This window comes from Bradyrhizobium sp., assembly GCF_027451485.1.
Lineage (GTDB): Bacteria > Pseudomonadota > Alphaproteobacteria > Rhizobiales > Xanthobacteraceae > Bradyrhizobium.
Map to the genome: position 1 here is coordinate 1 of NZ_DAIDJE010000135.1, position 22,702 is coordinate 22,702.

General features: G+C 61.2%; 13 protein-coding genes and 1 pseudogene. 12 read left to right on the forward strand and 2 right to left on the reverse strand.

What is annotated here, in order from left to right; genetic code table 11:
• The 10 genes and pseudogenes from NEZ08_RS17350 to NEZ08_RS17395 form a co-directional block, all read left to right on the forward strand.
• A pseudogene (locus tag NEZ08_RS17350) lies at positions 1–244 on the forward strand (hypothetical protein); the annotation flags it as partial.
• Between the two features lie 257 nt (positions 245–501).
• Complete coding sequence (locus NEZ08_RS17355; RefSeq protein WP_298109394.1) at positions 502–2,301, forward strand: FAD-dependent oxidoreductase; 1,800 nt, start codon at positions 502–504, stop codon at positions 2,299–2,301.
• The gene (locus NEZ08_RS17360; RefSeq protein WP_298109397.1) at positions 2,271–4,118 is read left to right on the forward strand and encodes a 2-oxoacid:acceptor oxidoreductase subunit alpha; all 1,848 of its coding nucleotides are present in this window, start codon (positions 2,271–2,273) and stop codon (positions 4,116–4,118) included. Before NEZ08_RS17355 ends, NEZ08_RS17360 begins: the two co-directional genes overlap by 31 nt.
• Entirely contained in the window at positions 4,115–5,170 is a 1,056-nt protein-coding gene (locus NEZ08_RS17365; RefSeq protein WP_298109399.1) for a 2-oxoacid:ferredoxin oxidoreductase subunit beta, read from the forward strand. Before NEZ08_RS17360 ends, NEZ08_RS17365 begins: the two co-directional genes overlap by 4 nt.
• Before the next feature lie 381 nt (positions 5,171–5,551).
• Positions 5,552–8,398: a bifunctional transaldolase/phosoglucose isomerase gene (locus NEZ08_RS17370; RefSeq protein ID WP_298109402.1), complete on the forward strand. Its 2,847-nt coding sequence runs from the start codon at positions 5,552–5,554 to the stop codon at positions 8,396–8,398.
• 11 nt (positions 8,399–8,409) lie between these two features.
• On the forward strand, positions 8,410–9,429 hold the full coding sequence (gnd, locus tag NEZ08_RS17375) for a phosphogluconate dehydrogenase (NAD(+)-dependent, decarboxylating) (protein ID WP_298109405.1): 1,020 nt from the start codon (positions 8,410–8,412) through the stop codon (positions 9,427–9,429).
• Entirely contained in the window at positions 9,426–10,937 is a 1,512-nt protein-coding gene (gene zwf, locus NEZ08_RS17380) for a glucose-6-phosphate dehydrogenase (RefSeq protein WP_298109408.1), read from the forward strand. The genes gnd and zwf overlap by 4 nt, the downstream gene beginning before the upstream one ends.
• Entirely contained in the window at positions 10,937–11,677 is a 741-nt protein-coding gene (gene pgl, locus NEZ08_RS17385; RefSeq protein ID WP_298109411.1) for a 6-phosphogluconolactonase, read from the forward strand. The genes zwf and pgl overlap by 1 nt, the downstream gene beginning before the upstream one ends.
• 47 nt (positions 11,678–11,724) lie before the next feature.
• Positions 11,725–12,216 (forward strand): gluconokinase, encoded by a 492-nt coding sequence (locus NEZ08_RS17390; RefSeq protein WP_298109438.1) that lies wholly within the window; start codon positions 11,725–11,727, stop codon positions 12,214–12,216.
• 4 nt (positions 12,217–12,220) lie between these two features.
• On the forward strand, positions 12,221–13,027 hold the full coding sequence (locus tag NEZ08_RS17395) for a Cof-type HAD-IIB family hydrolase (RefSeq protein ID WP_298109413.1): 807 nt from the start codon (positions 12,221–12,223) through the stop codon (positions 13,025–13,027).
• Between the two features lie 123 nt (positions 13,028–13,150).
• Here the strand turns inward: NEZ08_RS17395 and NEZ08_RS17400 are convergent, their stop codons facing one another.
• Entirely contained in the window at positions 13,151–14,950 is a 1,800-nt protein-coding gene (locus NEZ08_RS17400) for a glycoside hydrolase family 15 protein (RefSeq protein WP_298109416.1), read from the reverse strand.
• 33 nt (positions 14,951–14,983) lie between these two features.
• Positions 14,984–16,936 carry a 4-alpha-glucanotransferase gene (gene malQ, locus NEZ08_RS17405; RefSeq protein ID WP_298109419.1) on the reverse strand — a complete coding sequence of 651 codons (1,953 nt, stop codon included), beginning with the start codon at positions 16,934–16,936 and terminating at the stop codon, positions 14,984–14,986.
• Between the two features lie 318 nt (positions 16,937–17,254).
• Between malQ and treS the strand changes: the two genes are divergently transcribed.
• Together treS and glgB are read left to right on the forward strand one after the other, a co-directional pair.
• On the forward strand, positions 17,255–20,557 hold the full coding sequence (treS, locus tag NEZ08_RS17410; RefSeq protein WP_298109422.1) for a maltose alpha-D-glucosyltransferase: 3,303 nt from the start codon (positions 17,255–17,257) through the stop codon (positions 20,555–20,557).
• A complete protein-coding gene (gene glgB, locus NEZ08_RS17415) occupies positions 20,554–22,701 on the forward strand; it encodes a 1,4-alpha-glucan branching protein GlgB (protein WP_298109425.1) in 2,148 nt (715 codons plus the stop codon). Before treS ends, glgB begins: the two co-directional genes overlap by 4 nt.
• Position 22,702: the final 1 nt, after the last annotated feature.

A 22,702-nucleotide genomic window follows, 5' to 3' on the forward strand; every position in this document is an offset into this window, starting at 1 on the left:
CGACGGCATCATTTCGATGCACGTGATCGAGAGCGATCCGGGACTGTCCGGGCCGACGACGGAAATTCCCGCGGCGGCAGGCGCGGGCGCAGGCGACTGGTTTGTCCTGATCGATGCAACCGAAGACACGCCGGCCGAGACGGCCGCGCGTCTTGTTGCCGACAACATCGCTTTCAAGCCGATGGTCATATCCAGCGGTATTTACCGGCTCCTGTGGGACATCGCAAAAGCGGACATTTCATGAGCAGAAATATTCCGGCGCATGACGCGCGCATTTTCTCATGCTGCAGCGCCGCATTAAATGAGCTTTTATGAACCAGCACGACCGCTAGGATGTAAAAGCTGAAGATCAAGCAAAATTGGCTTTGTGGATCAGCATGATTGGCTTTAATAGGAGAAGCTGATGATGCAATCCAGAATCTGGAAAGAACGCCGCATCGAGCGTTCGCAAGCAAGATAAGGCCGTGCCGCTCTCGCGTATCCTGGCGCGGATAGGTAGGAATGAAACCGACTGATATCTCGGCGCCGGACTACTTCCATAAAGTAGTCGATTGCCAATGGGCCTGTCCCGCACACACCCCCGTCCCTGAGTATATCCGCTTGATCGCCGAAGGCCGCTACAGCGACGCCTATATGATCAATTGGAAATCGAATGTTTTTCCGGGAATTCTCGGACGGACCTGCGATCGCCCTTGTGAACCGGCCTGCCGCCGTGGCCGCGTCGAGGAAAATCCGGTCGCGATCTGCCGCCTCAAGCGCGTCGCCGCCGACTTCAAGGATGACATCAAGAGCCGTCTGCCACGCGCCGGTGCGAGAAATGGCAAGCGCATTGCCATCATCGGAGGCGGTCCGGCCTCGCTAACGGTCGCACGTGACCTTGCGCCACTCGGTTACCACTGCACCGTGTTCGACCAGGATCCCAAGGCCGGCGGAATGATGCGGACGCAAATTCCGAAATTCCGTCTGCCGGATTCCGTAATCGATGAAGAGACCGATTACATTCTGGGACTCGGCATCGAATTCAAAGGTGGTCATCGCATCGACAGCCTGAAGAAACTGCTGTCGGAGAACTATGATGCAATCTTTGTTGGGTCCGGCGCGCCGCGCGGCCGCGAACTTGATATTCCAGGACGGAAGGAAGCCGCGGCCAACATCCATATCGGCATCGACTGGCTCTCCAGCGTTTCCTTCGGCCATACCGACAAGATCGGCAGGCGTGTGATCGTGCTCGGCGGCGGCAACACCGCGATGGATTGCTGCCGCACCGCGCGCCGGCTCGGCGGCGAGGACGTCAGGGTGATCGTGCGCTCCGGCTTCGAGGAGATGAAGGCGAGCCCTTGGGAAAAGGAAGATGCCATGCATGAGGATATTCCGATCCTCAATTTCATGGTGCCGATCGCTTTCGTGCATAACAACGGCAAGCTCACCGGCGTCACCTTCCAGAAGGTGAAGGCCGAATACGACGCCAAAGGCAAGCGCAGCCTGGTGCCATCGGGCGAGGCTGACGAGACGATCAACTGCGACGACGTGCTGGTTGCGGTCGGCCAGGAGAATGCATTTCCGTGGATCGAGCGCGACTGCGGCATCGAATTCGATAAGTGGAACATGCCGAAGGTCGATCCGAAAACCATGGGATCGACCCATCCAAAGGTGTTCTTCGGCGGCGATGCTGCGTTCGGTCCCAAAAACATCATCTGGGCGGTTGCGCATGGCCATGACGCCGCGCTCTCTATCCACCGGCTGATCTCCGGCGAAGACGTGCAGGAGCGACCGCTGCCGCAGGTGCATGTCTCCTCGCAAAAGATGGGCATCCACGAGTGGAGCTACGACAACGACATTTCCGACGACAAGCGCTTCAAGGTGCCGCATCGCGACAAGGTGGTCGCGCTGAAGGACATCCGCGCCGAGGTCGAACTCGGCTATGACGTCAAGCTTGCGCTGGGCGAAGCCCAGCGTTGCCTGAACTGCGACGTGCAGACGGTGTTTTCGGCGTCTCTCTGCATCGAGTGCGATGCCTGCGTCGATATCTGCCCGATGGACTGCATCACGTTCACGCAGAACGGCGACGAAGCGGACCTGCGCAAGCGCCTGAAAGCGCCGTCGCAACATGTCGATCAGGATCTTTACGTCTCGAGCGACCTCAAGACCGGACGCGTCATGGTGAAGGACGAGGACGTCTGCCTGCATTGCGGGCTGTGCGCCGAGCGTTGTCCCACCGGCGCCTGGGACATGCAGAAATATCTTATCGATATGACCCACGCAGGTACATCATGTCCGTCCAGAGCCCGATCAGCAGCGTAAACGATTTCGTCGTCCGCTTCGCCAACGTCAACGGCTCGGGTTCGGCGAGCGCCAACGAACTCTTCGCCCGCGCCATCCTCCGCCATGGCGTACCGGTTTCTCCACGCAATATCTTCCCCTCCAACATCCAGGGCCTGCCGACCTGGTATGAAGTGCGGGTAACCGAAGACGGCCACCTCGGCGCGCGCGGCGGCGTCGACATGATGGTGGCGATGAACCCGCAGACCTGGGACAAGGACGTCGCCGCAATCGAGCCCGGCGGCTATCTGTTCTATGATTCCACAAAACCGCTGCCGCAGACGAAATTCCGCGCCGACATTACCGTGATCGGCGTGCCGCTGACCGCGATCACCAATTCGACCTATTCCGATCCTCGCCAGCGCCAGCTTTTCAAGAACATCATCTATCTCGGCGCGCTCTGCGCACTGCTCGACATGGACCCGAAGCTGATCGAGCAGCTGATCGGCGAACAGTACAAGGGCAAGGAAAAGCTGTTGTCGTCGAATGTTCACGCGCTGCATCTGGGGCGCGACTGGGCGCTGCAAAACCTGAAATGCCCGATCGGCCTGCGCGTCAAAAAGGCCGACAAGGTCGGCGACCGCATCTTCATCGAGGGCAACAACGCCGCCGCGCTCGGGGCTGTCTATGGCGGCGCCACCGTCTGCGCCTGGTACCCGATCACGCCATCATCCTCGCTGGCGGACGCTTTTGCCACCCATTGCAGGCGGCTGCGGCAAGATCCGGAAACCGGCAAGGCCAGGTATGCCATCGTGCAGGGCGAAGACGAACTCGCCTCCATCGGCATCGTCATCGGGGCGGGGTGGAACGGCGCGCGCGCCTTCACCGCGACTTCCGGTCCCGGCATTTCGCTGATGACCGAATTCATCGGCTTGTCCTATTTCGCCGAAATACCGGCCGTGATCATGAATGTGCAGCGCGCCGGCCCCTCGACGGGCATGCCGACCCGCACCCAGCAATGCGACATCCTCGCCTGCGCCTATGCGTCCCATGGCGACACCAAGCATGTGCTGCTGTTTCCGGAAGATCCGGCGGAGGCGTTTGAATTTGCCGCTCAAGCCTTCGATCTGGCTGAACGACTCCAGACCACGATCTTTCTCATGCTCGATCTCGATATCGGCATGAATCACCGGCTCTGCCGTCCGCTCAAATGGGACGATGCCCGCCAATACGACCGCGGCAAGGTGATGACGGCCCAAATGCTCGACGAAGGCCGCGACTTCGGCCGCTATCTTGACGTCGACGGCGACGGGATTCCCTATCGTACCTATCCTGGCACCCACCCCACCAAGGGCTCGTTCTTCACCCGCGGCACCTCGCGCGACCGCTACGCCCGCTACTCGGAAGAAGGTGCGGTCTACGCCGACAACATGCAGCGCCTGGTACGCAAATTCGAGACTGCGCAAGACATGGTGCCGCGGCCATTACAGGCCAACGCGGCGAAACCGACCAAATACGGCGTGATCTACTTCGGTTCGACCGCCCCGGCGATGGACGAGGCGATCCAGATCCTGGAAGCCCGCGGTCATACGCTCGACCGCATGCGCATCCGCGCTTTCCCGTTCCACTCCTCGGTGGCGAGCTTCATCGCCGACCACGACTTTGTGTATGTGGTCGAGCAGAACCGCGACGCCCAGCTTCGCTCGCTGATCGTCAATGAGAACGGCATCGACCCGGTGCGGCTGGTGCCGATCCGCCATTACGACGGCACGCCGATCACCGCGCGTTTCATCGCCAACGCGATCGGCGAACATCAGGATCAGCTCAAGCTGACTCCGCTGCGCAAGGTGAAGTCATGACCTATATCGCGAAACCAAAATTCCATCATCCGGGCCTGACAAAAAATCGCCTCGGCTATACGCATCGCGACTATGAAGGCAAGATTTCGACACTGTGCGCCGGCTGCGGCCACGACTCGATCACGGCTTCGATCATCGAGGCCTGCTACGAGTTGTCGATCGAACCGCATCGGGTTGCGAAAATTTCCGGGATCGGCTGTTCTTCCAAGACGCCGGACTATTTCCTCGGCAATTCCCACGGGTTCAATTCCGTGCATGGCCGCATGCCGTCGGTCCTGACCGGCGCAAATCTGGCCAACCGCGATTTGATTTATCTGGGCGTCTCCGGCGACGGCGATTCCGCCTCCATCGGCTTCGGCCAGTTCGCGCATTCGATCCGGCGCGGCGTCAATATGACCTATATCGTCGAGAACAACGGCGTCTACGGCCTCACCAAAGGCCAGTTTTCGGCCACCGCCGACCGCGGCTCGAAGTCGAAGAAGGGCGTGATCAATACCGACAGTGCCGTCGATCTCGTGGCGATCGCGCTTCAGCTCGGGGCCAGCTTCGTGGCGCGCAGTTTCTCCGGCGACAAGACCCAGCTGGTGCCGCTGATCGCAGCCGCGATCGAGCACAAGGGCGCGGCTTTTCTCGACGTCATCAGTCCATGCATCGCCTTCAACAACCACGCCGGCTCGACCAAGAGCTTCGACTATGTGCGCGAGCACAATGACGCAGTGAATCGTCTCGACGTACTTACCGGCCGGGAGCCGATCGCGGTGGATTACGCGCCGGGCACCGTCCAGGTCGTCGAACAGCACGACGGCAGCAAGATCGCACTGCGCAAGATCGATGCCGATTACGACGCGCATGACCGCGTCGGTGCGCTCGCCTTCCTGCAAAAGCACGCCGCGAAGGGCCAGATCGTCACCGGTCTCCTTTACGTCGATCCGGATTCTGAAGATCTGCACAGCCACCTCAATACGGTCGAGCAGCCGCTCAACCGCCTTGAGGCCGACGTGCTCTGCCCCGGATCGGCGGCGCTGGACAAGATCAACGCCAGTCTGCGGTAAGGCCGCGTCTTCGCGTCGGGGCGAGGAGCCACAGCGGCGAATCAATCCCGCCGTCTAGCTGGTCATGCGCCCCCCCCGCGCATCCACATCTTGCTTCCGGCATGGCCGCCCGGCATTTGCTCTGCAGAGGGATGATAGCGGCGAGAAATCCGCTCGGAAGGCTCCGGCCGCGGCAGGCCAGACATGCGGAAGAAAGTTGATCAGAGATGGCAGGTTAGAGCCGCATCTTGAGGGATCGATCTTCCTGCCGAAACGTTGATCCAAGCGGGATTACCCATAATCCGGTCACGGGTCAGGCGTAAGGATTGTTGCCGAGCGACCGTCTCGCTATCGTGCGGTCCTTCACGCCACCTGCATCCGCTCGAACCGAAACAGGAAAACATGAATCCAGTCAAAGCACTTGAAAATCACGGCCAGGCGGTCTGGCTGGATTTCCTGGCACGCGGCTTTGTCGCCAAAGGCGATTTGAAAAAGCTGATCGATACGGATGGCGTCAAGGGCGTCACCTCGAATCCCTCGATTTTCGAGAAGGCGATCGGCAGTTCGGACGAATATGACGGTGCGATCGGCAGCGCCCTGAAAAAAGCCGACCGCCCGATCGCCGATCTGTTCGAACATCTGGCGGTCGAAGACATCCAGCATGCCGCCGACGTGCTGCGGCCGGTCTATGACGAGTTCAAGGGCAATGACGGTTTCGTCAGCCTCGAGGTATCGCCCTATCTGGCGATGGATACCAGGGGCACGGTTGCAGAGGCCGAACGGCTCTGGAAGGACGTTCACCGCAAAAACCTGATGGTGAAGGTACCGGCGACGCCGGAAGGCCTGCCCGCGATCGAAGAGCTGACGGGCAAAGGACTGAACATCAACATCACGCTGTTGTTTTCGCAAAAGGTCTATATCGACGTCGCCAAGGCCTATATCGCCGGACTCGAAAGACTGGTCGCCGATGGCGGCGATCCATCCCATATCGCAAGCGTCGCCAGCTTTTTCGTGAGCCGTATCGATACGGCGGTCGACAAGCAGCTCGACGAGAAGATCGCGCGCGCCAATGACCCGCAGGAGAAAGAGCGGCTCGCTGCGCTGAAAGGCAAGGTCGCGATCGCCAACGCCAAGCTCGCCTATCAGGAATACAAGCAACTGTTCTCCGGCGCGGGTTGGGAAAAGCTCGCTGCAAAAGGCGCCAAGCCGCAGCGGCTGTTGTGGGCCTCCACTGGCACCAAGAACAAGGATTACAGTGATGTGCTCTATGTGGAGGAGTTGATCGGACCGAACACCGTCAACACCGTGCCGCCGGCGACGCTGGACGCTTTCCGCGACCACGGCAAACTGCGCGACAGCCTCGAGGAAAATATCGACGAAGCCAGGCACGTGCTCGCCGAGCTCGAAAGGTCGGGCATCTCGCTCGACGCGATCACCGAAGAACTGGTCAGGGACGGCGTCAAGCTGTTCGCCGACGCCGCGGACAAGCTCTATGGCGCCGTCGCCTACAAGCGTGCGACGGTGCTTGGCTCTGCGATCGGATCGCAGAAGATGGCGCTGAGCCCTGGCTTGGAAAAAGCGGTCGAGAAGCGCACCGAGGAGTGGCGCGCCGCGGCCAGCGTCCGCAGGCTTTGGCATAAGGACAAATCGGTCTGGACCGACGACGACGAGAACCGGTGGCTCGGCTGGCTCGATAGCCCCGCCAAAGCCGATATCGCCGACTACGAGGATTACGCGCGGCGCGTGAAGGGACAGAATTTCTCCGACGCCGTCGTACTCGGGATGGGCGGATCGAGCCTCGGTCCCGAAGTTCTAGCCGGGACATTCCCGAAGAAAGCCGGCTTTCCCAGGCTGCATGTGCTCGACTCCACCGACCCGGCACAGGTCCGCGCGATGGAACAGAAGGTCGATCTCGCGCGGACGGTGTTTATCGTCTCCAGCAAATCCGGCGGCACGACCGAACCGAACGTGATGAAGGACTACTTTTTCGCGCAGGTCTCGAAAGCGATCGGCGCCGAGAAGGCCGGGCACCGTTTCATCGCCATCACCGATCCCGGTTCGTCGCTGGAGAAGGTTGCGAAGAAACAGGGCTTTGCACGCATCTTCCACGGCGAACCCACGATCGGCGGCCGCTATTCCGTGCTGTCGCCGTTCGGCCTGGTCCCCGCCGCGACCGCCGGCATCGACGTCAAGAGCCTCATTCAGCATACCCTCGCGATGGTTCGCTCCTGCGGTGCGGACGTGCCGCCGCATGAAAACCCCGGCGTCCGGCTTGGCCTCGCGATGGGACTGGCCGGCGTCGAGGGCCGCGACAAGGTGACGATCTTTTCATCGAGCAAGATCGCCGATTTCGGCGCCTGGGCCGAGCAGCTCATCGCGGAGTCCACTGGAAAGGACGGCAAGGGCCTCATTCCTATCGAGGGCGAGACTCTGGGCGAGGTCTCGGCTTACGGCAATGACCGCTTCTTCATCGACCTGCGCACCGAAGGCGAAGACGATGCGGCGCACGACGCCAAACTCAACGCGCTGGAGCAGGCCGGCCATCCCGTCGTTCGGATGGTCCTGAAATCGGTCGAGCATATCGGACAGGAGTTCTATCGCTTCGAGATGGCTACCGCCGTGGCCGGCGCGATTCTGGGCATCAACCCGTTCAACCAGCCTGACGTGGAGGCTGCCAAGGCCAAGACGCGCGAGTTGACGGCGGCTTTCGAAAAAACAGGCAGCCTTCCAAAGGAAGAACCCGTCGTCTCGACTGATGAAGCCGACCTCTATACCGACGCGGCCAACGCGGGTGAGTTGCGCAAGGCCGGCGCTGACGGCACACTCGAATCCTGGCTAAAGGCACATTTCTCGCGCGTGCATGCCGACGATTATGTCGCACTGCTGGCCTATATCGAGCGCAATGCCAAGCATATTGACGCCTTGCAGGGCGCACGGGTCGCGGTGCGCGACCGGCGCCATGTTGCGACTTGCGCGGAGTTTGGCCCGCGATTCCTGCACTCGACCGGCCAGGCCTACAAGGGCGGTCCGGACTCTGGCGTGTTCCTGCAAATCACCGCCGATGAACGTGGGGATCTGTCGGTGCCTGGCCAGAAGGCCAGCTTCGGCGTGATCAAGGCAGCGCAAGCGCGCGGTGATTTCGACGTGCTGACCGAACGCGGCCGGCGCGCACTACGCGTGCATCTGAAGGGCGATCTCTCAAGCGGCCTGAAGACGCTCGACGAGGCAATCCGGCGGGCGCTGAACTGACGGAGTTCACGATGCAACTTGGCATGATCGGTTTGGGCCGGATGGGTGGCAACATCGTCCGCCGCCTGATGCGTCACGGGCATTCGGCCGTGGTTTACGACAAGGACGCGAAAACCGTGGCGGCGCTCGCCAGGGAAGGCGCGACGGGCTGCGGCACGCTCGAGGAATTCGTCAGCAAGCTGGACAAGCCGCGTACCGCCTGGATCATGCTGCCAGCGGGCCATATCACCGAAACGACGATCGAGGCGATCGCCAGGCTGATGCAGCCTGACGACGTCATCATCGATGGCGGCAACACGTTCTGGCAAGACGACGTCCGCCGCGGCAAGAAGCTCCGGGAACGGGGCATTGATTATATCGACGTCGGCACGTCCGGCGGCGTCTGGGGCATCGAGCGCGGATACTGCATGATGATCGGCGGCGACAAGCCCGTGGTCGACCGTCTTGATCCGATCTTCAGGACACTGGCACCCGGCCTTGGTGACATCCCGCGCACTGATGGGCGCCAGGGGCGCGACCCGCGCGTCGAGCAAGGCTATCTGCATGCCGGGCCCGTCGGAGCCGGACATTTCGTCAAGATGGTTCATAACGGCATCGAATATGGCCTGATGCAGGCCTATGCCGAAGGGTTTGACATCTTGAAGAACGCCAACACGGAGGCGTTGCCGCAAGACCACCGTTTCGAACTCGACATTGCCGATATTGCCGAAGTCTGGCGGCGCGGCAGCGTCATCCCCTCCTGGTTGCTCGACCTCACAGCCTCAGCGCTGGCGAAGAATCCCACGCTCCGGAATTATTCCGGTTTCGTGGAGGATTCCGGCGAGGGCCGCTGGACGGTAAATGCTGCAATCGACGAGGCCGTGCCCGCCGAGGTCCTCACGGCTGCGCTGTTCGCACGTTTTCGTTCCCGCAGGGAACATACGTTTGCCGAAAAAATTCTCTCCGCGATGCGTGAGGGCTTTGGCGGCCATAAGGAACCGCATGAGGCGCCTGCGCCAGGTGCGTCCAACCCAGAGGCCGGCCATTCGTGACAGAAGCATCCCCGAACAAACAAAAGCCAGAACCCTGTTCGTTCGTCATCTTCGGCGCTACCGGCGATCTCACCCATCGTCTGGTGATCCCTGCGCTTTATAACCTGGCAGCCGGCGATCTGCTCCCGGAGAAATTCTGTGTGGTCGGAATTGCCCGCAAGGGCATGTCGAGCGATGCGATGCGGGACAGCCTGATGAAGGGCTTAAAGCAGTACAAGACCCGTCCCCTCGACGATGCGATCGCCAAACGGCTTCTCGAATGCGTCACTTCTATCGAAGCCGACCCCAAGGAGCCCCATTCTTTCGATGGCATGCGCGAGCGCCTCGAAAAGCTGGAAGCCAACCGCGCCACCGGAGGCAACCGGTTGTTTTACCTCGCCACCCCTCCTGCCGCCTTCGCCCCGATCGCCCGGCAGCTCGGCCGCACCGGAATGTTGAGGGAGGACGGCGCCTGGCGGCGGCTCGTAGTCGAAAAGCCGTTCGGTACCGATCTTGCCTCCGCCAGGGCGCTCAACGACGAACTGCTCAGACTGATGAATGAGCACCAGATTTACCGGATCGATCATTACCTGGGCAAGGAGACCGTGCAGAACATCCTGGTGCTGCGCTTTGCCAACGGCATGTTCGAGCCGATCTGGAATCGCGATCATATCGATCATGTGCAGATCACGGTCGACGAGAAGATCGGCGTCGGCCATCGCGGCAGCTTCTACGATTCGACCGGCGCGCTGCGCGACATGGTGCCGAACCACCTGTTCCAGTTACTGTCGCTCGTCGCCATGGATCCACCGACGAAATTCAATGCCCGCGGGGTACGCTCGGAAAAGGCCGAGGTGCTGGCAGCGATCCAGACGCAGAGCGAAGAGGAAGCGCTGAAAAATTCAGTGCGCGGGCAATATCAAGCCGGAAAAAGCGGCGAAACGGAAATCATCGACTATCGCAGGACTCCGGATGTCCACCCTGACAGCACGACCGAGACCTATATTGCGCTGAAACTGACGATCGACAACTGGCGGTGGGCCGGCGTGCCCTTCTACCTACGCACCGGCAAGGCGCTCGGCATCAAGCGCACCGAGGTCGCGATCAAGTTCAAGCAGGCGCCGTTTGCGATGTTCCGCGATACGCCGGTGGACCGGTTGTCGCAGAACTATCTCGTCATCGCCATCGAGCCGACCGAAGGCATCACGCTTCAGTTCAACACCAAGGTGCCGGGTCCCACGATCAGCATCGACGGGGTGGAAATGAAGTTCCGCTACAAGGATTATTTTCAGGCGGAGCCGACCACCGGTTACGAGACGCTGATCTACGATTGCATGATCGGTGACAACATCCTGTTTCAGCGCGCAGACAGCGTCGAGGCCGGCTGGCAGGCGGTTCAGCCGTTTCTCGATGCCTGGAAGAAGGCGGGCAGCAAAGGCCTTGAACCCTACAGGGCGGGCAGCGAAGGCCCGGATGCTGCCAACGAGTTGCTCAGGCGTGACGGTCGTAGCTGGCGCAGGTTCGGTTGATGATCGCAGTACCCTCCCCCGCCACCGTCGAGCGGATTGTCGTCTCCGACCCGATCGCGCTCGCGACCACGGCTGCCGAGCGAATGCTGGCACGTATTGATGCCAACCGGGGCCGGATCGCAATTTGCCTGACCGGTGGATCGAGCCCACAGCAACTCTACCGGCTGCTGGCGACCGACCGCTGGTCGAAGCGCGTGCCTTGGGATCGCACGCACTGGTTCATCAGTGACGAGCGCTTCGTTCCGCCCTCCGATTCCCGAAACAACATGGCCGCAGCACGAGACATTTTTCTCGACCGCTTCGCGCCCAAGGACCATGTTCATCCGATCCGGACGGGTGCAGGCGATCCCGAGCAGGCCGCGAATCTATACGAAGCCGAACTGCAAGCCTTCTACGGTGCTGCGGATCTCGATCCTGCTCGACCATTATTCGACCTCGTTCTGATGGGGATCGGGCCCGACGGCCACACTGCCTCACTGTTTCCCGGATATCCGGAACTCGACGAGCGCAAACGCTGGGTCGTCGGCGTGCCGCAGGCCCATGTCGAGCCATTCGTACCCCGGGTCACTCTCACCTTGCCGCCGCTTGCATCCTGCCGCGAAATGCTGTTCGAGGCCGCAGGCCGCGAAAAACGTTCGATACTCGCCAGGCTTTCACAAGACGAAAGCCTGCCGGCCAACCGGGCGCGCTCGATCGGCGAGACCGTCCTGCTGGCCGATCAGGCGGCGATCGGAGAGTAACGCGCTTGAGCGACGGATCGAACATTTCGCCCTGTGCGCTGATCGTGATGGGCGTCTCGGGTTCGGGCAAAAGCACGGTTTCATCGCGTCTCGCCGAACGCCTGGGCTGGATCTTTGAGGATGCCGATCGCTTTCATCCCGCGAGCAACGTCGCCAAGATGAGCGCAGGCCAGGCGCTTAACGATGCAGACCGCTGGCCGTGGCTGCAAGCAATCGCAGATGAGATCGGCCGCGTCTGCGACGCCGGTAATCACATCGTGATCGCATGCTCCGCACTGAAGCGCAGCTACCGCGACGTCCTGTTGCAGGGGCGGGACGATATGCGCCTTGTCTTTCTCGATGGTGACAAGACCCTGATCGCCGAACGTCTGGCCGCACGCAAGGATCATTTCATGCCGCCGGGATTGCTCGACAGCCAGTTCGAGACCCTGGAGCCGCCGCAAGCCGACGAGCGCTCCATCTCGGTCTCGATCAATGCGCCGGTCGAGAGCATCGTCGACCATATTGTTGGCCGTTTGGCCGGCGAACTCGGGAATTGAGACCATGACCCGCATTGCGCTCGTTGTCTCCGACGTAGACGGCACGCTCCTGACCAAGGACAAGCTGCTGACCGATCGTGCCATCGGCGCCGCGCAAAGGCTTCAGCGGGCTGGCATCGCCTTCACGATCACCTCGAGCCGCCCGACCATCGGCATGCGGTTTCTGATCGAACCCCTCGGCATCACGCTTCCGGTCGGCGCTTTCAACGGTAGTTGCATCGTCGACCCGACATTGAAGCCGGTCGAGCAGCATCTGATTCCCCACACCGCAGCCCGGCGCGCACTGGAGGTGCTCGGCGATTTCGGCGTCGATATCTGGCTTTTCACCAGCGACCGCTGGCTCGTCCTCAACAATAGAGGCCCCTATGTCGCGCATGAGGGGCGAACCATTCGCGCCGACCCGACGGTTGTTCCGGACTTCACGCCCTACCTTTCGAAGGCCTGCAAGATCGTCGGCTCCAGCGATGACGCAGCCGGGCTGCAACGCTGTGAGGCCGCGATGCAGGAGGCGCTCGGAACGCAGGCTACCGCCGTGCGTTCGCAGAGCTATTATCTCGACATCACCCCGCCTGGCGTCGACAAGGGTACCTTCGTGCAGGCTATCGCCCGACGGCTCGGCATTTCGAGCGACGTCGTCGCCACCGTCGGCGACATGCAGAACGACCTCGCGATGTTTCGTGTCAGCGGGACTTCATTTGCCATGGGTAACGCCACCGATGACGTGAAGAGGCAGGCAACGCATATCACCGCCTCGAATGAAGACGATGGCTTTGCCAAGGCGATGGAGCAGATTTTGACGGGTGTTCCATAGCGGTCATGGGCAGACATAGCCGGTTCGAACAGCGGCGTCGCCTCCTGGGCTTATGCCCGCATCGTTTTCTTCGGACTCTTTGTGCAGGTTGACGGATTCACGATCGAGCCGGGCAATGGCACATCATTTCGATCGCTGGATGGCCGGCTTGTCCTTGGCGTGCTTCGCATTGCTCAGATTGTGCGCGGTGTTGACCAGCGCGATGTGAGTCAAAGCTTGCGGGAAATTTCCAGTCTGGCGGCCGGCGCGGGGATCGAACTCTTCCGCCAGGAGACCAAGATCATTGGCGACTCCCACCACGCGATCGAACAACGCCTGGGCCTTGTCGATCTCGCCGCAGAGCACGCAGGCATCGGCGAGCCAGAGCGTGCAGGCGAGGAACGCACCTTCGTCACCTTGCTGTTCGGCGCTCAATTGGCGGGGATCGTGCCGCATTACAAAGCCGTCCCGCATCAGATGGCGCTCGACCGCGGCGATCGTGCCGCGTATTCGCGGATCCGAACTCGGCAAAAAGCCCACCGCCGGCAACAGCAGGAGGCTGGCATCGAACCATTCCGCACCGTAAGAGACAACGAAGCTGTTCAGCCCGACATTGAAGCCCTTCTCGCAGACATCGCGGAATATGATGTCGCGTAATTCTTTCCAGCGATCCACAGGGGCCTTCAGGCCGAATTGCTCTGCTCCCTTGATCCCGCGATCGAAAGCGAGCCATGTCATGACTTTCGAAAAGACGTAATGACGGCCCTTGCCCCGGGCTTCCCAGATGCCATGGTCGGGCTGATCCCAGACCTCGGCGAGGTGGTCAAGCACCGCGCATTCGAGGTCCCAGCTTTCATCGTCGAGCTTCAGCTTGGCAACACGTGATTGGTGGAAGGCGTCCATTAACTCGCCGTAAACATCGAGTTGCAACTGGGCGTGAGCCGCATTACCGACACGTACCGGCTGAGCGCCTTCGTAGCCCGGAAGCCACCGCGCCTCCCACTCCAGAAGACGGCGCCGGCCGTGAATGCCATACATGATCTGGATGTGGGCGGGATCGCCGGCCGCCGCGCGCAGCAACCAGCCGTGCCAGTCGGAGGCTTCCTCGGTATAGCCGGAATTCATCAGAGCGAGCAGTGTAAAGGTAGCGTCTCGCAGCCAGCAGTAGCGGTAATCCCAGTTGCGGGCGCCGCCGAGCTTTTCCGGCAGCGATGTCGTGGGAGCAGCAACGATGCCGCCGGTCGGACCGTAGGTCAGCGCCTTCAGCGTGATCAGCGAACGCATCACGAGATCGCTGTAATCGCCTTCGTAAGTGCAGCGGCTGCACCAATCGAGCCAAAACTTTTCGGTATCCTGCAAAGCTTGCGCCGGATCGATCGGGTCAGGCAACGGGAGATGAGAGGCACCATAGGTGAAGACAAAGGGAATGGTCTTGCCTTCGCTCACATCGAAATCGGCGACCGTCGTCATATCTTCGCCGCGAACGTGCACCGGCGTCCGCAACACCACAAGATCCGGTCCGCAGATTGCAAGCAGCGCGCCGTCCTCGGTGCGCTTGACCCACGGAATGTCAGCGCCTGTGCCGAAGCGGATCACGAGATCCATCCGCATCTTGACAGTGCCCTTGATGCCGCGCACCAGGCGGACGACATCGGAGGCCTTCGCACGGGGCGGCATGAAATCGATGATGGCAACCGCGCCGTCTTCGGTTTCAAACTTCGTCTCAAGAATCAGCGTATTATCGCGGTAACGACGAGAACTTTGCGTCACTTCCTTTTCAGGCGCGATCCGCCAGCGGCCGTTTTGACGCGAGCCCAGCAGCGCGGCAAAACAGGCTTCCGAATCGAATGCCGGCCAGCACAGCCAGTCGATCGAGCCGTCAAGACCGACGAGAGCCGCGGTTTCGCAGTCTCCGATCAAGCCGTAATGTTCTATTCTGGACACGTCTTGCTTCTATCGGGTTGAACGGAGGCGGCTTCACATCCTGGGGAGGGCCCGCTCCTGGGTTGCTGCCCTTAGCGCATCGATATCGATCTCGTGCCCGATGTCGGCGATCGCCACCGGCAGCCGCTGCCGCCAGTTTGGATGTTCGTTCACTGTGCCCGGAATATTCGGCTGATCGATCACGCCGAGGAGATCCTCCAGCGAGATCGCCATGAGCCGCGATCTGGTCTTGGACAGAAAGGCGGCAACCGAATACAGATTGTTACCCTCGATTTGCTGATTGCGCAGCACCTCATCCAGCATCGTCAGCGCATGCCACCGCGCGTCATCGCTTTCGCCGGGATCGATGCCCAGCGATCGCTTGATTTTGAGATCGCCGAAGGACCGCCAGCCTGCGTAGGTCGAGAGATCATGGGTGTTGAAGGTGACGAGAGCGTTCGGCAGATAGCGATCGGGTCCCCGAAATGCGCCCCGCTCGTCGCGTTCGAACATCATGACCTGATAGGACCAGATTCCCCACCCGGACATCGTGTCGCGAAAGCCCTCAGGAACGGTGCCGAGATCCTCTCCGATCACAATGCAGCGATGCGCCATGCTTTCCTGTGCCGTCGCAGCCAACAACGCCTCGAACGGCATTTGCACATACGCGCCGTTGTCGGGTGCGAAGCCATGCGGCACGAGATAAAGCCGCTTCAAGCCGAGCACATGGTCGAGCCTGATCGCGCCGGCATAACGCATCGAGGCGCGCAGCATCTCCCGGTAGGGTTCGAATAATTGGAGTTCGAGCCCGGCTGCATTGAAGCCGGCAAGCCCCCAATTCTGACCGGCGACGTTGAGCGGATCGGGCGGCGCGCCGACCGACAAATGACGCGAGATCGCGGTCTGCTCGTTCCAGGCATCGAAGCCACCGGACTGCACCCCGACGGCCACGTCGAGATAGAGCCCGACCTTCATGCCGAGACGGCGCGCCAGATCGCGGCAATCGCGCAGCTGCCGGTCTGCCGTCCATTGCACGAATTCGACAAACTCGATTTCGCCCGCATCGTCGCCGCCGCGCAAGTAGGTGCATCTGGCGTCATCCGGCGCGCGCCATTCCGGCGGCCATTCCCACCAGGCACCGCCAAACTTGTGCCGCAGCACCTCAAAACAGGCAAAGCGCGACAGGAGCGGCGCGCGCTCGGCACGGAAGGCATCGAGATCCTCTTTGCGCCCCGGGGCAGGCTGCTTCTTGAATTTCTCGAACGCTGCGCGCAGCGCCCGCCACTTCAGTTCGGCCACGCCAATGTAGTCCACGATATGGCCTTCCCGCAGCCGGGCGGCGGCCTTATGAACCTCGCTGCCCGCCTCGAATTCGGCGATGCGTTCAACGTCGATATAGAGCGGATTGAGGAACAGCCGGCTGTTGGGCGAATAAGGACTGCAATCGGCAGGCTTGTCATCGAACAAGGCGTGCAACGGGTTGAGGCCGACGCCGTCCGCACCAAGCTGGGTGGCAAGTTCGAGCAACGCGGCCAGATCGGTAAAATCTCCGATCCCCCAATTGCGCGACGAGCGGATGCTGTAGAGCTGAACCGCCAAGAGCCAGCCGCGATCGAATTCACCCGCGAAGGCCCGTGGCGGCGAAACGACCAGCGGAATCTCCTCGGTCGGGGAGGCCGTGTCAGTCAGCTTCAGCCGATAGACACCCTCCTTCCAGTCGGCAGGCCAGGCAATAACGCGCTGGTCTGCCCGGCCCTCCCCAATGACCCCGTCGCCCGCAGTGACCCTCCAGGAGACGGGTAGCGCAGCAGCGGGACCTAATTCGGTTCGCGTGGTCTCACCGGTTCGGATGACGACGGGCTGATCGAGCAAGCGGGTTGGATTTCGTTCCGGCAAGGCGTCAAGAATGATCTTGAGCGCGGTGGCATCTGTCACATGGCGCTGCCCCTGACCGTCCACAAACTCAGTCTGGATGCCCAATTGCTTGGCCCGGTCATAAACGTCCATTCGGCACGCCATTTGCAGAAAGTGGAGGAACAGAAGGAGGACAGGTCTGAAGGAAGCTCGCCGTAAATTCTACAGATTCAGGAAGAGGATAGGAGTGGCTAACGCTTTCGCCTGCCATGCAGTTCCCCTCGGAACCAATGCAGGCCAAACGGCTTTCTATATAGTCCCCAGCATCTCCTTTCGCGCCAACGAATGGGACCCCCGATTCATGCCGACGGCACCATCGTGAACAAATTCACCGAAACCGCCGGAGGCTCAGCGCGCGCCCCCCGGCCTGAACCCTTTCACAATCCCGCCCCTGCTCGCTCGCCGGCCCCGATGAATCTGATGTCAGACATCGACACTAAGGAACCGGCGGCCGCGCTCGACCACGACGAGCTTTGGTACAAAGATGCCATCATCTACCAGCTTCACGTCAAGGCGTTTGCTGACAGCAACAATGACGGCATTGGCGATTTCGCCGGCCTGACTGAAAAACTGGACTATTTGCAAGACCTCGGCGTGACCACGCTCTGGCTGTTGCCGTTCTTCCCTTCTCCGGGGCGCGACGACGGCTACGACATCGCCGACTACGGCGCCATCAATCCCGATTTCGGGACGATGAAGGATTTTCGTCGCTTCATCGTCGAGGCCAAGCGGCGCGGCTTGCGGGTCATCATCGAGCTCGTCATCAATCACACCTCGGATCAGCATCACTGGTTCAAGCGCGCCAAGCGTAGCGAGCCGAAATCAAGCGCCCGCAACTGGTATGTGTGGAGCGATACCGACCAGAAGTATCAGGGCACGCGCATCATCTTCACCGATACCGAGAAATCCAACTGGACCTGGGATCCGGAAGCCGGCCAGTTCTACTGGCACCGCTTCTTTTCGCACCAGCCGGATCTGAATTTCGACAATCCGCGTGTCGTCAACGCGATCGTCCAGGTGATGAAACGCTGGCTCGACACCGGCGTTGACGGATTCCGGCTCGACGCCATTCCTTACCTCTGCGAGCGTGACGGCACCAATAACGAAAATCTCCCCGAGACGCACGCCATTATCCGCCGGCTGCGCGCCGAGCTCGACGCCTACGCGAAGGGCAAGGTTTTGCTTGCGGAAGCCAATCAATGGCCGGAGGACGTTCAGGAATATTTCGGCAAAAGCGATGAATGCCACATGGCCTATCATTTCCCGCTGATGCCGCGCATCTACATGGCGATAGCTCAGGAAGACCGCTTTCCCATTACCGACATCCTGCGCCAGACGCCGGATATCCCGGCCGACTGCCAATGGGCGCTGTTCCTGCGCAACCATGACGAACTCACGCTGGAAATGGTCACCGACGTCGAGCGCGACTATTTATGGTCGACCTATGCAAACGACCCCCGCGCGCGGATAAATGTGGGCATTCGCCGGCGGCTCGCCCCGCTGATGGACAACGATCGGCGCAAGATCGAGCTGATGAACTCGCTGCTGCTGTCCTTCCCCGGCACGCCGATCATCTATTACGGCGACGAAATCGGGATGGGAGACAACATCTACCTCGGCGATCGCAATGGCGTTCGCACACCGATGCAGTGGACGCCGGACCGCAATGGCGGCTTCTCCCGCGCCGATCCCGCCCGCCTCTACGCCCCCCTCATCATGGATTCGGTCTATGGCTACGAGGCGGTCAATGTCGAGGCGCAGTCGCGCAGTCTCTCATCGCTGCTCAGCGCCACCAAGAAGCTGATCGCCGTCCGCAAGTCGACCCTCGCCTTCGGCCGTGGCAGCATGACGTTCATCCGTCCGGCTAATCGCGCCGTGCTCGCTTACGTGCGGCAGTATGGCGACGAAGTCATTCTCTGTGTGGCCAATCTTTCACGCGCTGCGCAGGCCACGGAACTCGACCTCTCCGCCTTCAAGGATCGCGTGCCGCTGGAAATGCTTGGACGCACGAATTTCCCGGCCATCGGCGAATTGCCTTACATGATCACGCTGGCGCCTTACGGCTTCTACTGGTTCAAGCTCCAGGAGCGCGCCAAGTCCGAGCCACCGGCACCTTCGATCGTGCCTGAATTCGAGACGCTGGTCGTGCCGGTGGGTGCCACCTGGGTGTCGTTGGCCCGCACCCGCAGCGTGTTCGAATGCGACGTGCTACCCGGGCATCTCGCCCGTTCCCGCTGGTATCCGATCCACACTGCATCGGCGATCCACCCCACGCTGACGTCGGCCATTCCGTTCTGCGACATTGGCGACAACCGGCCTTGGCTTGCCTTCTTTCAGGCTGCGGGTGACGAGAGCCAGACCCGCTACGTGCTGCCGATGCAGATCGAATGGGTGCGCTTCGACCGCGAACGCTACAATCCGAACGCGCTCGCGGCGGTACGACAGGGCGCCCGCGAAGGCACGCTGCTCGATGTTGCCGCCAGCCCAATCTTCATCGGCCTTCTTTTGCGCAATCTCAGCCAGGCCCTGACGATCGAGGAAAACGACCTGAAGCTCGAATTCAAGCCGACGAGCAAGTTCGAAGGCAGGCAAGTCAGGCAACCTGAGCGGATTGCTCCGCTCGACGGCGGTCTTTTCAAGAGCTCCATGCAGGTCGATTCCGATTACGTCGTGAAATTGTTTCGAAAACTCGAAAACGGGATCAATCCGGCGATTGAGATCGGCCATTTCCTGGCTGAATTCACCGGCTTTTCCAATACACCGGCTATGCTTGGCAGCGCGGAGCTGATCGACGGTGATCAGCGCAACGCCATCGCAATCGTTCACGTCCAGATCGGCAATCAGGGCGACGCCTGGACGGTCACGGCATCCTATCTCGATCGCCTGCTCGAAAAGGAACGGCTGCTGGGAGGAGGCAACGGCAGCCATCGCGACAGCGAAGAGCAGCTCGCCTACATGCATCATCTGTCGCGGATCGGCAGGCGCGCCGCGGAGTTGCACCTGGCTCTTGCCAGCCGAAGTGAACTGCCTGATTTCGCGCCGGAGCCGATTGAACCGGCGGACACGGAGCGCTGGACCGCAGCGATTGCCGAGAGCGCGCAGCGGGTCTTCCATATGCTGAAGCAGCGTCGTGCTGCATTCTCGGAAGGGGAGCGGACGACGATCGATGGCTTGCTGGCGCGGCAGGACAACTTGCAGGAGCGGCTGAACGCGCTGATGCCGACCCCGACGGGCGGCCGCAATCTGCGCCTGCACGGCGACTTCCGTCTTGGACGGTTCCTGATCGTCAAGGATGATGTGTTCGTGACCGGATTCGATGGTGACGTTCGCAGGCCGATCGAGGAACGCCGGCGCAAGGCGCCCGCAGCCCGCGACATTGCCGGCATGATCTGGTCATTCGAGACTGCAAGCCAGGCTGCCCGCGCCCGCGCGCTTCATCTCTCACCAGACGAGTATGGACGGCTTGACGCGGCACTGAGCCAATGGATCGAGCGCGCCACCTCGACCTTCCTCGGGGCCTATCGCGAATTGATGCGGGATTCCTCGATCTGGCCCGACGGGCCGGCAGCTTCGCAGCGGATGGTCGATTTCTTCCTGCTGGAAAAGGCATTCGACGCGCTCGAAACCGACCTGCTCCAACGGCCCGAAGCTGCGCCGGCGATCGTTGCCCGCATCTTGCGCATTCTATCCCAGCCTGCCCGCGAGGCCGCATGAAGGAGCTCACTGCCGAGGCCTATGCGATCCTGGAAGGCTGCCACTCCGATCCCTTTCAGTATCTGGGTCCCCACTCTGAAGATGGCAGGACGGTCGTGCGCGCGTTCTTGCCGGAGGCGCAGAAGGTGGACGCGATCGATCCACATGGCGAGGCAACGGCACTGACGCGCATCCATGAGGACGGTCTGTTTGCGGGCTTCCTTCCCAACGGCTCCACCTCCTATCAACTCCGCGCCCGATTTGGCGAGACGGTGGTCGATCTTGATGACCCCTATCGCTTTCCCCCGGTCCTGACCGACTACGACCTTTACCTGCTCGGCGAGGGTACTCACCAGCGGCTTTACGAAAAGTTGGGCGCTCATCCGATGGTGCTGGAAGGCGTGCCGGGGGTGGGCTTTGTCGTGCTCGCGCCCAATGCGCAACAGGTGAGCGTCGTCGGCGACTTCAATTTCTGGAATCCGCGCCGTCACCAGATGCGCGTTCGTGGCCTCGGCTACTGGGAGCTGTTCATTCCGCATGCGCTTCCCGGCGACCGTTACAAGTTCAGCATTTTCAGCCGGCAGGGTCAGCATTTGCCGCTGAAATCCGATCCGCTTGCCTTTGCCGCCGAAGTGCGCCCGAGCACCGCCTCGATCGTGTTCGACGAGGAACGGTTGCCGCGGCCTCACCGGGCTGCCGCCAACATCAATTCGTTGAACGGGCCGGTGTCGATCTACGAGGTACATCTCGGCTCATGGCGGCGCAAAGGCCACAACGAGTGGCTGACCTATCGCGACCTCGCCGAGCAATTGCCGCGGTATGCCCATGACATGGGATTCACCCATCTCGAATTTCTCCCTGTCAGCGAGCACCCGTTCGACGGCTCGTGGGGCTATCAACCGACCGGCCTGTTCGCGCCGACCAGCCGCTTTGGCAGCCCCGACGACTTCGCGGCGCTCGTCGACGCCTGCCATCGGGAGGGGCTGGGTGTGTGGCTCGACTGGGTACCGGGGCACTTTCCCGACGATCCGCACGGGCTCGGTCAATTCGACGGCACCGCGCTATACGAACACGCCAATCCGCTTCAGGGCCGGCATCTCGACTGGGGCACGTTGATCTACAACTACGGCCGCACCGAGGTCGTCAACTTTCTGATCTCCAACGCGCTGTTCTGGCTCGATCGCTATGCCGTCGACGGCCTGCGCGTCGATGCCGTCGCCTCCATGCTCTATCTCGACTACAGCCGGCCCGCCGGCGAATGGGTGCCAAACCGGTTTGGCGGCCGAGAGAATCTCGAAGCCATCGCCTTTCTGCGCCGGTTCAACACCGAAGTGTTCGGCCAATTCCCCCACGCCACGACCGCGGCCGAGGAATCGACCGCATGGCCGCAGGTATCACGCCCGGTGGAATATGGCGGGCTCGGCTTCGGCTACAAATGGAACATGGGGTGGATGCACGACACGCTGAAATATATCGGCAAGGAGCCCATCCATCGTCAACACCATCACGGCGACATCCTGTTCGGCCTGCATTATGCGTTTTCGGAGAACTTCATCCTGCCGCTGTCGCATGACGAGGTCGTGCACGGCAAGCGCTCAATCCTCGGCCGCATGCCCGGCGACGACTGGCAGCGCTTTGCGAATCTGCGTGCCTATTACGGGTTCATGTTTGGCCATCCCGGCAAGAAGCTGTTGTTCATGGGCTGTGAATTTGCCCAATCGAACGAATGGAATCACGACCAGTCGCTCGACTGGCATCTGCTGCAATACAATCCACACCGCGGCGTTCAATCGCTGGTCCGCGATCTGAACTGGCTCTATCGCGAGACGCCCGCACTCCATGAGCTCGATTGCGATCCTTCCGGTTTCGAATGGCTGGTGACCGACGATGCTCAGGGCAACGTCTTTGCCTGGCTTCGCAAAGGCAGGGACGAGCGCGCTCGCTGTCTGATCGTGACCAATTTCTCCCCGAACGTATACTACAACTACATTGTTCACGTTCCGCTCGCCGGTGCCTGGCGCGAGGTCCTCAATACGGATTCGTCGCATTATGGCGGAAGCAATGTCGGCAACATCGGCGAGGTGCGCACGCTCGAAGGCATGGGGCCGGAGTTGAGACTGACCATCCCGCCGCTGGCGACCATTTTTCTCGTACCGGAAAGCTGAT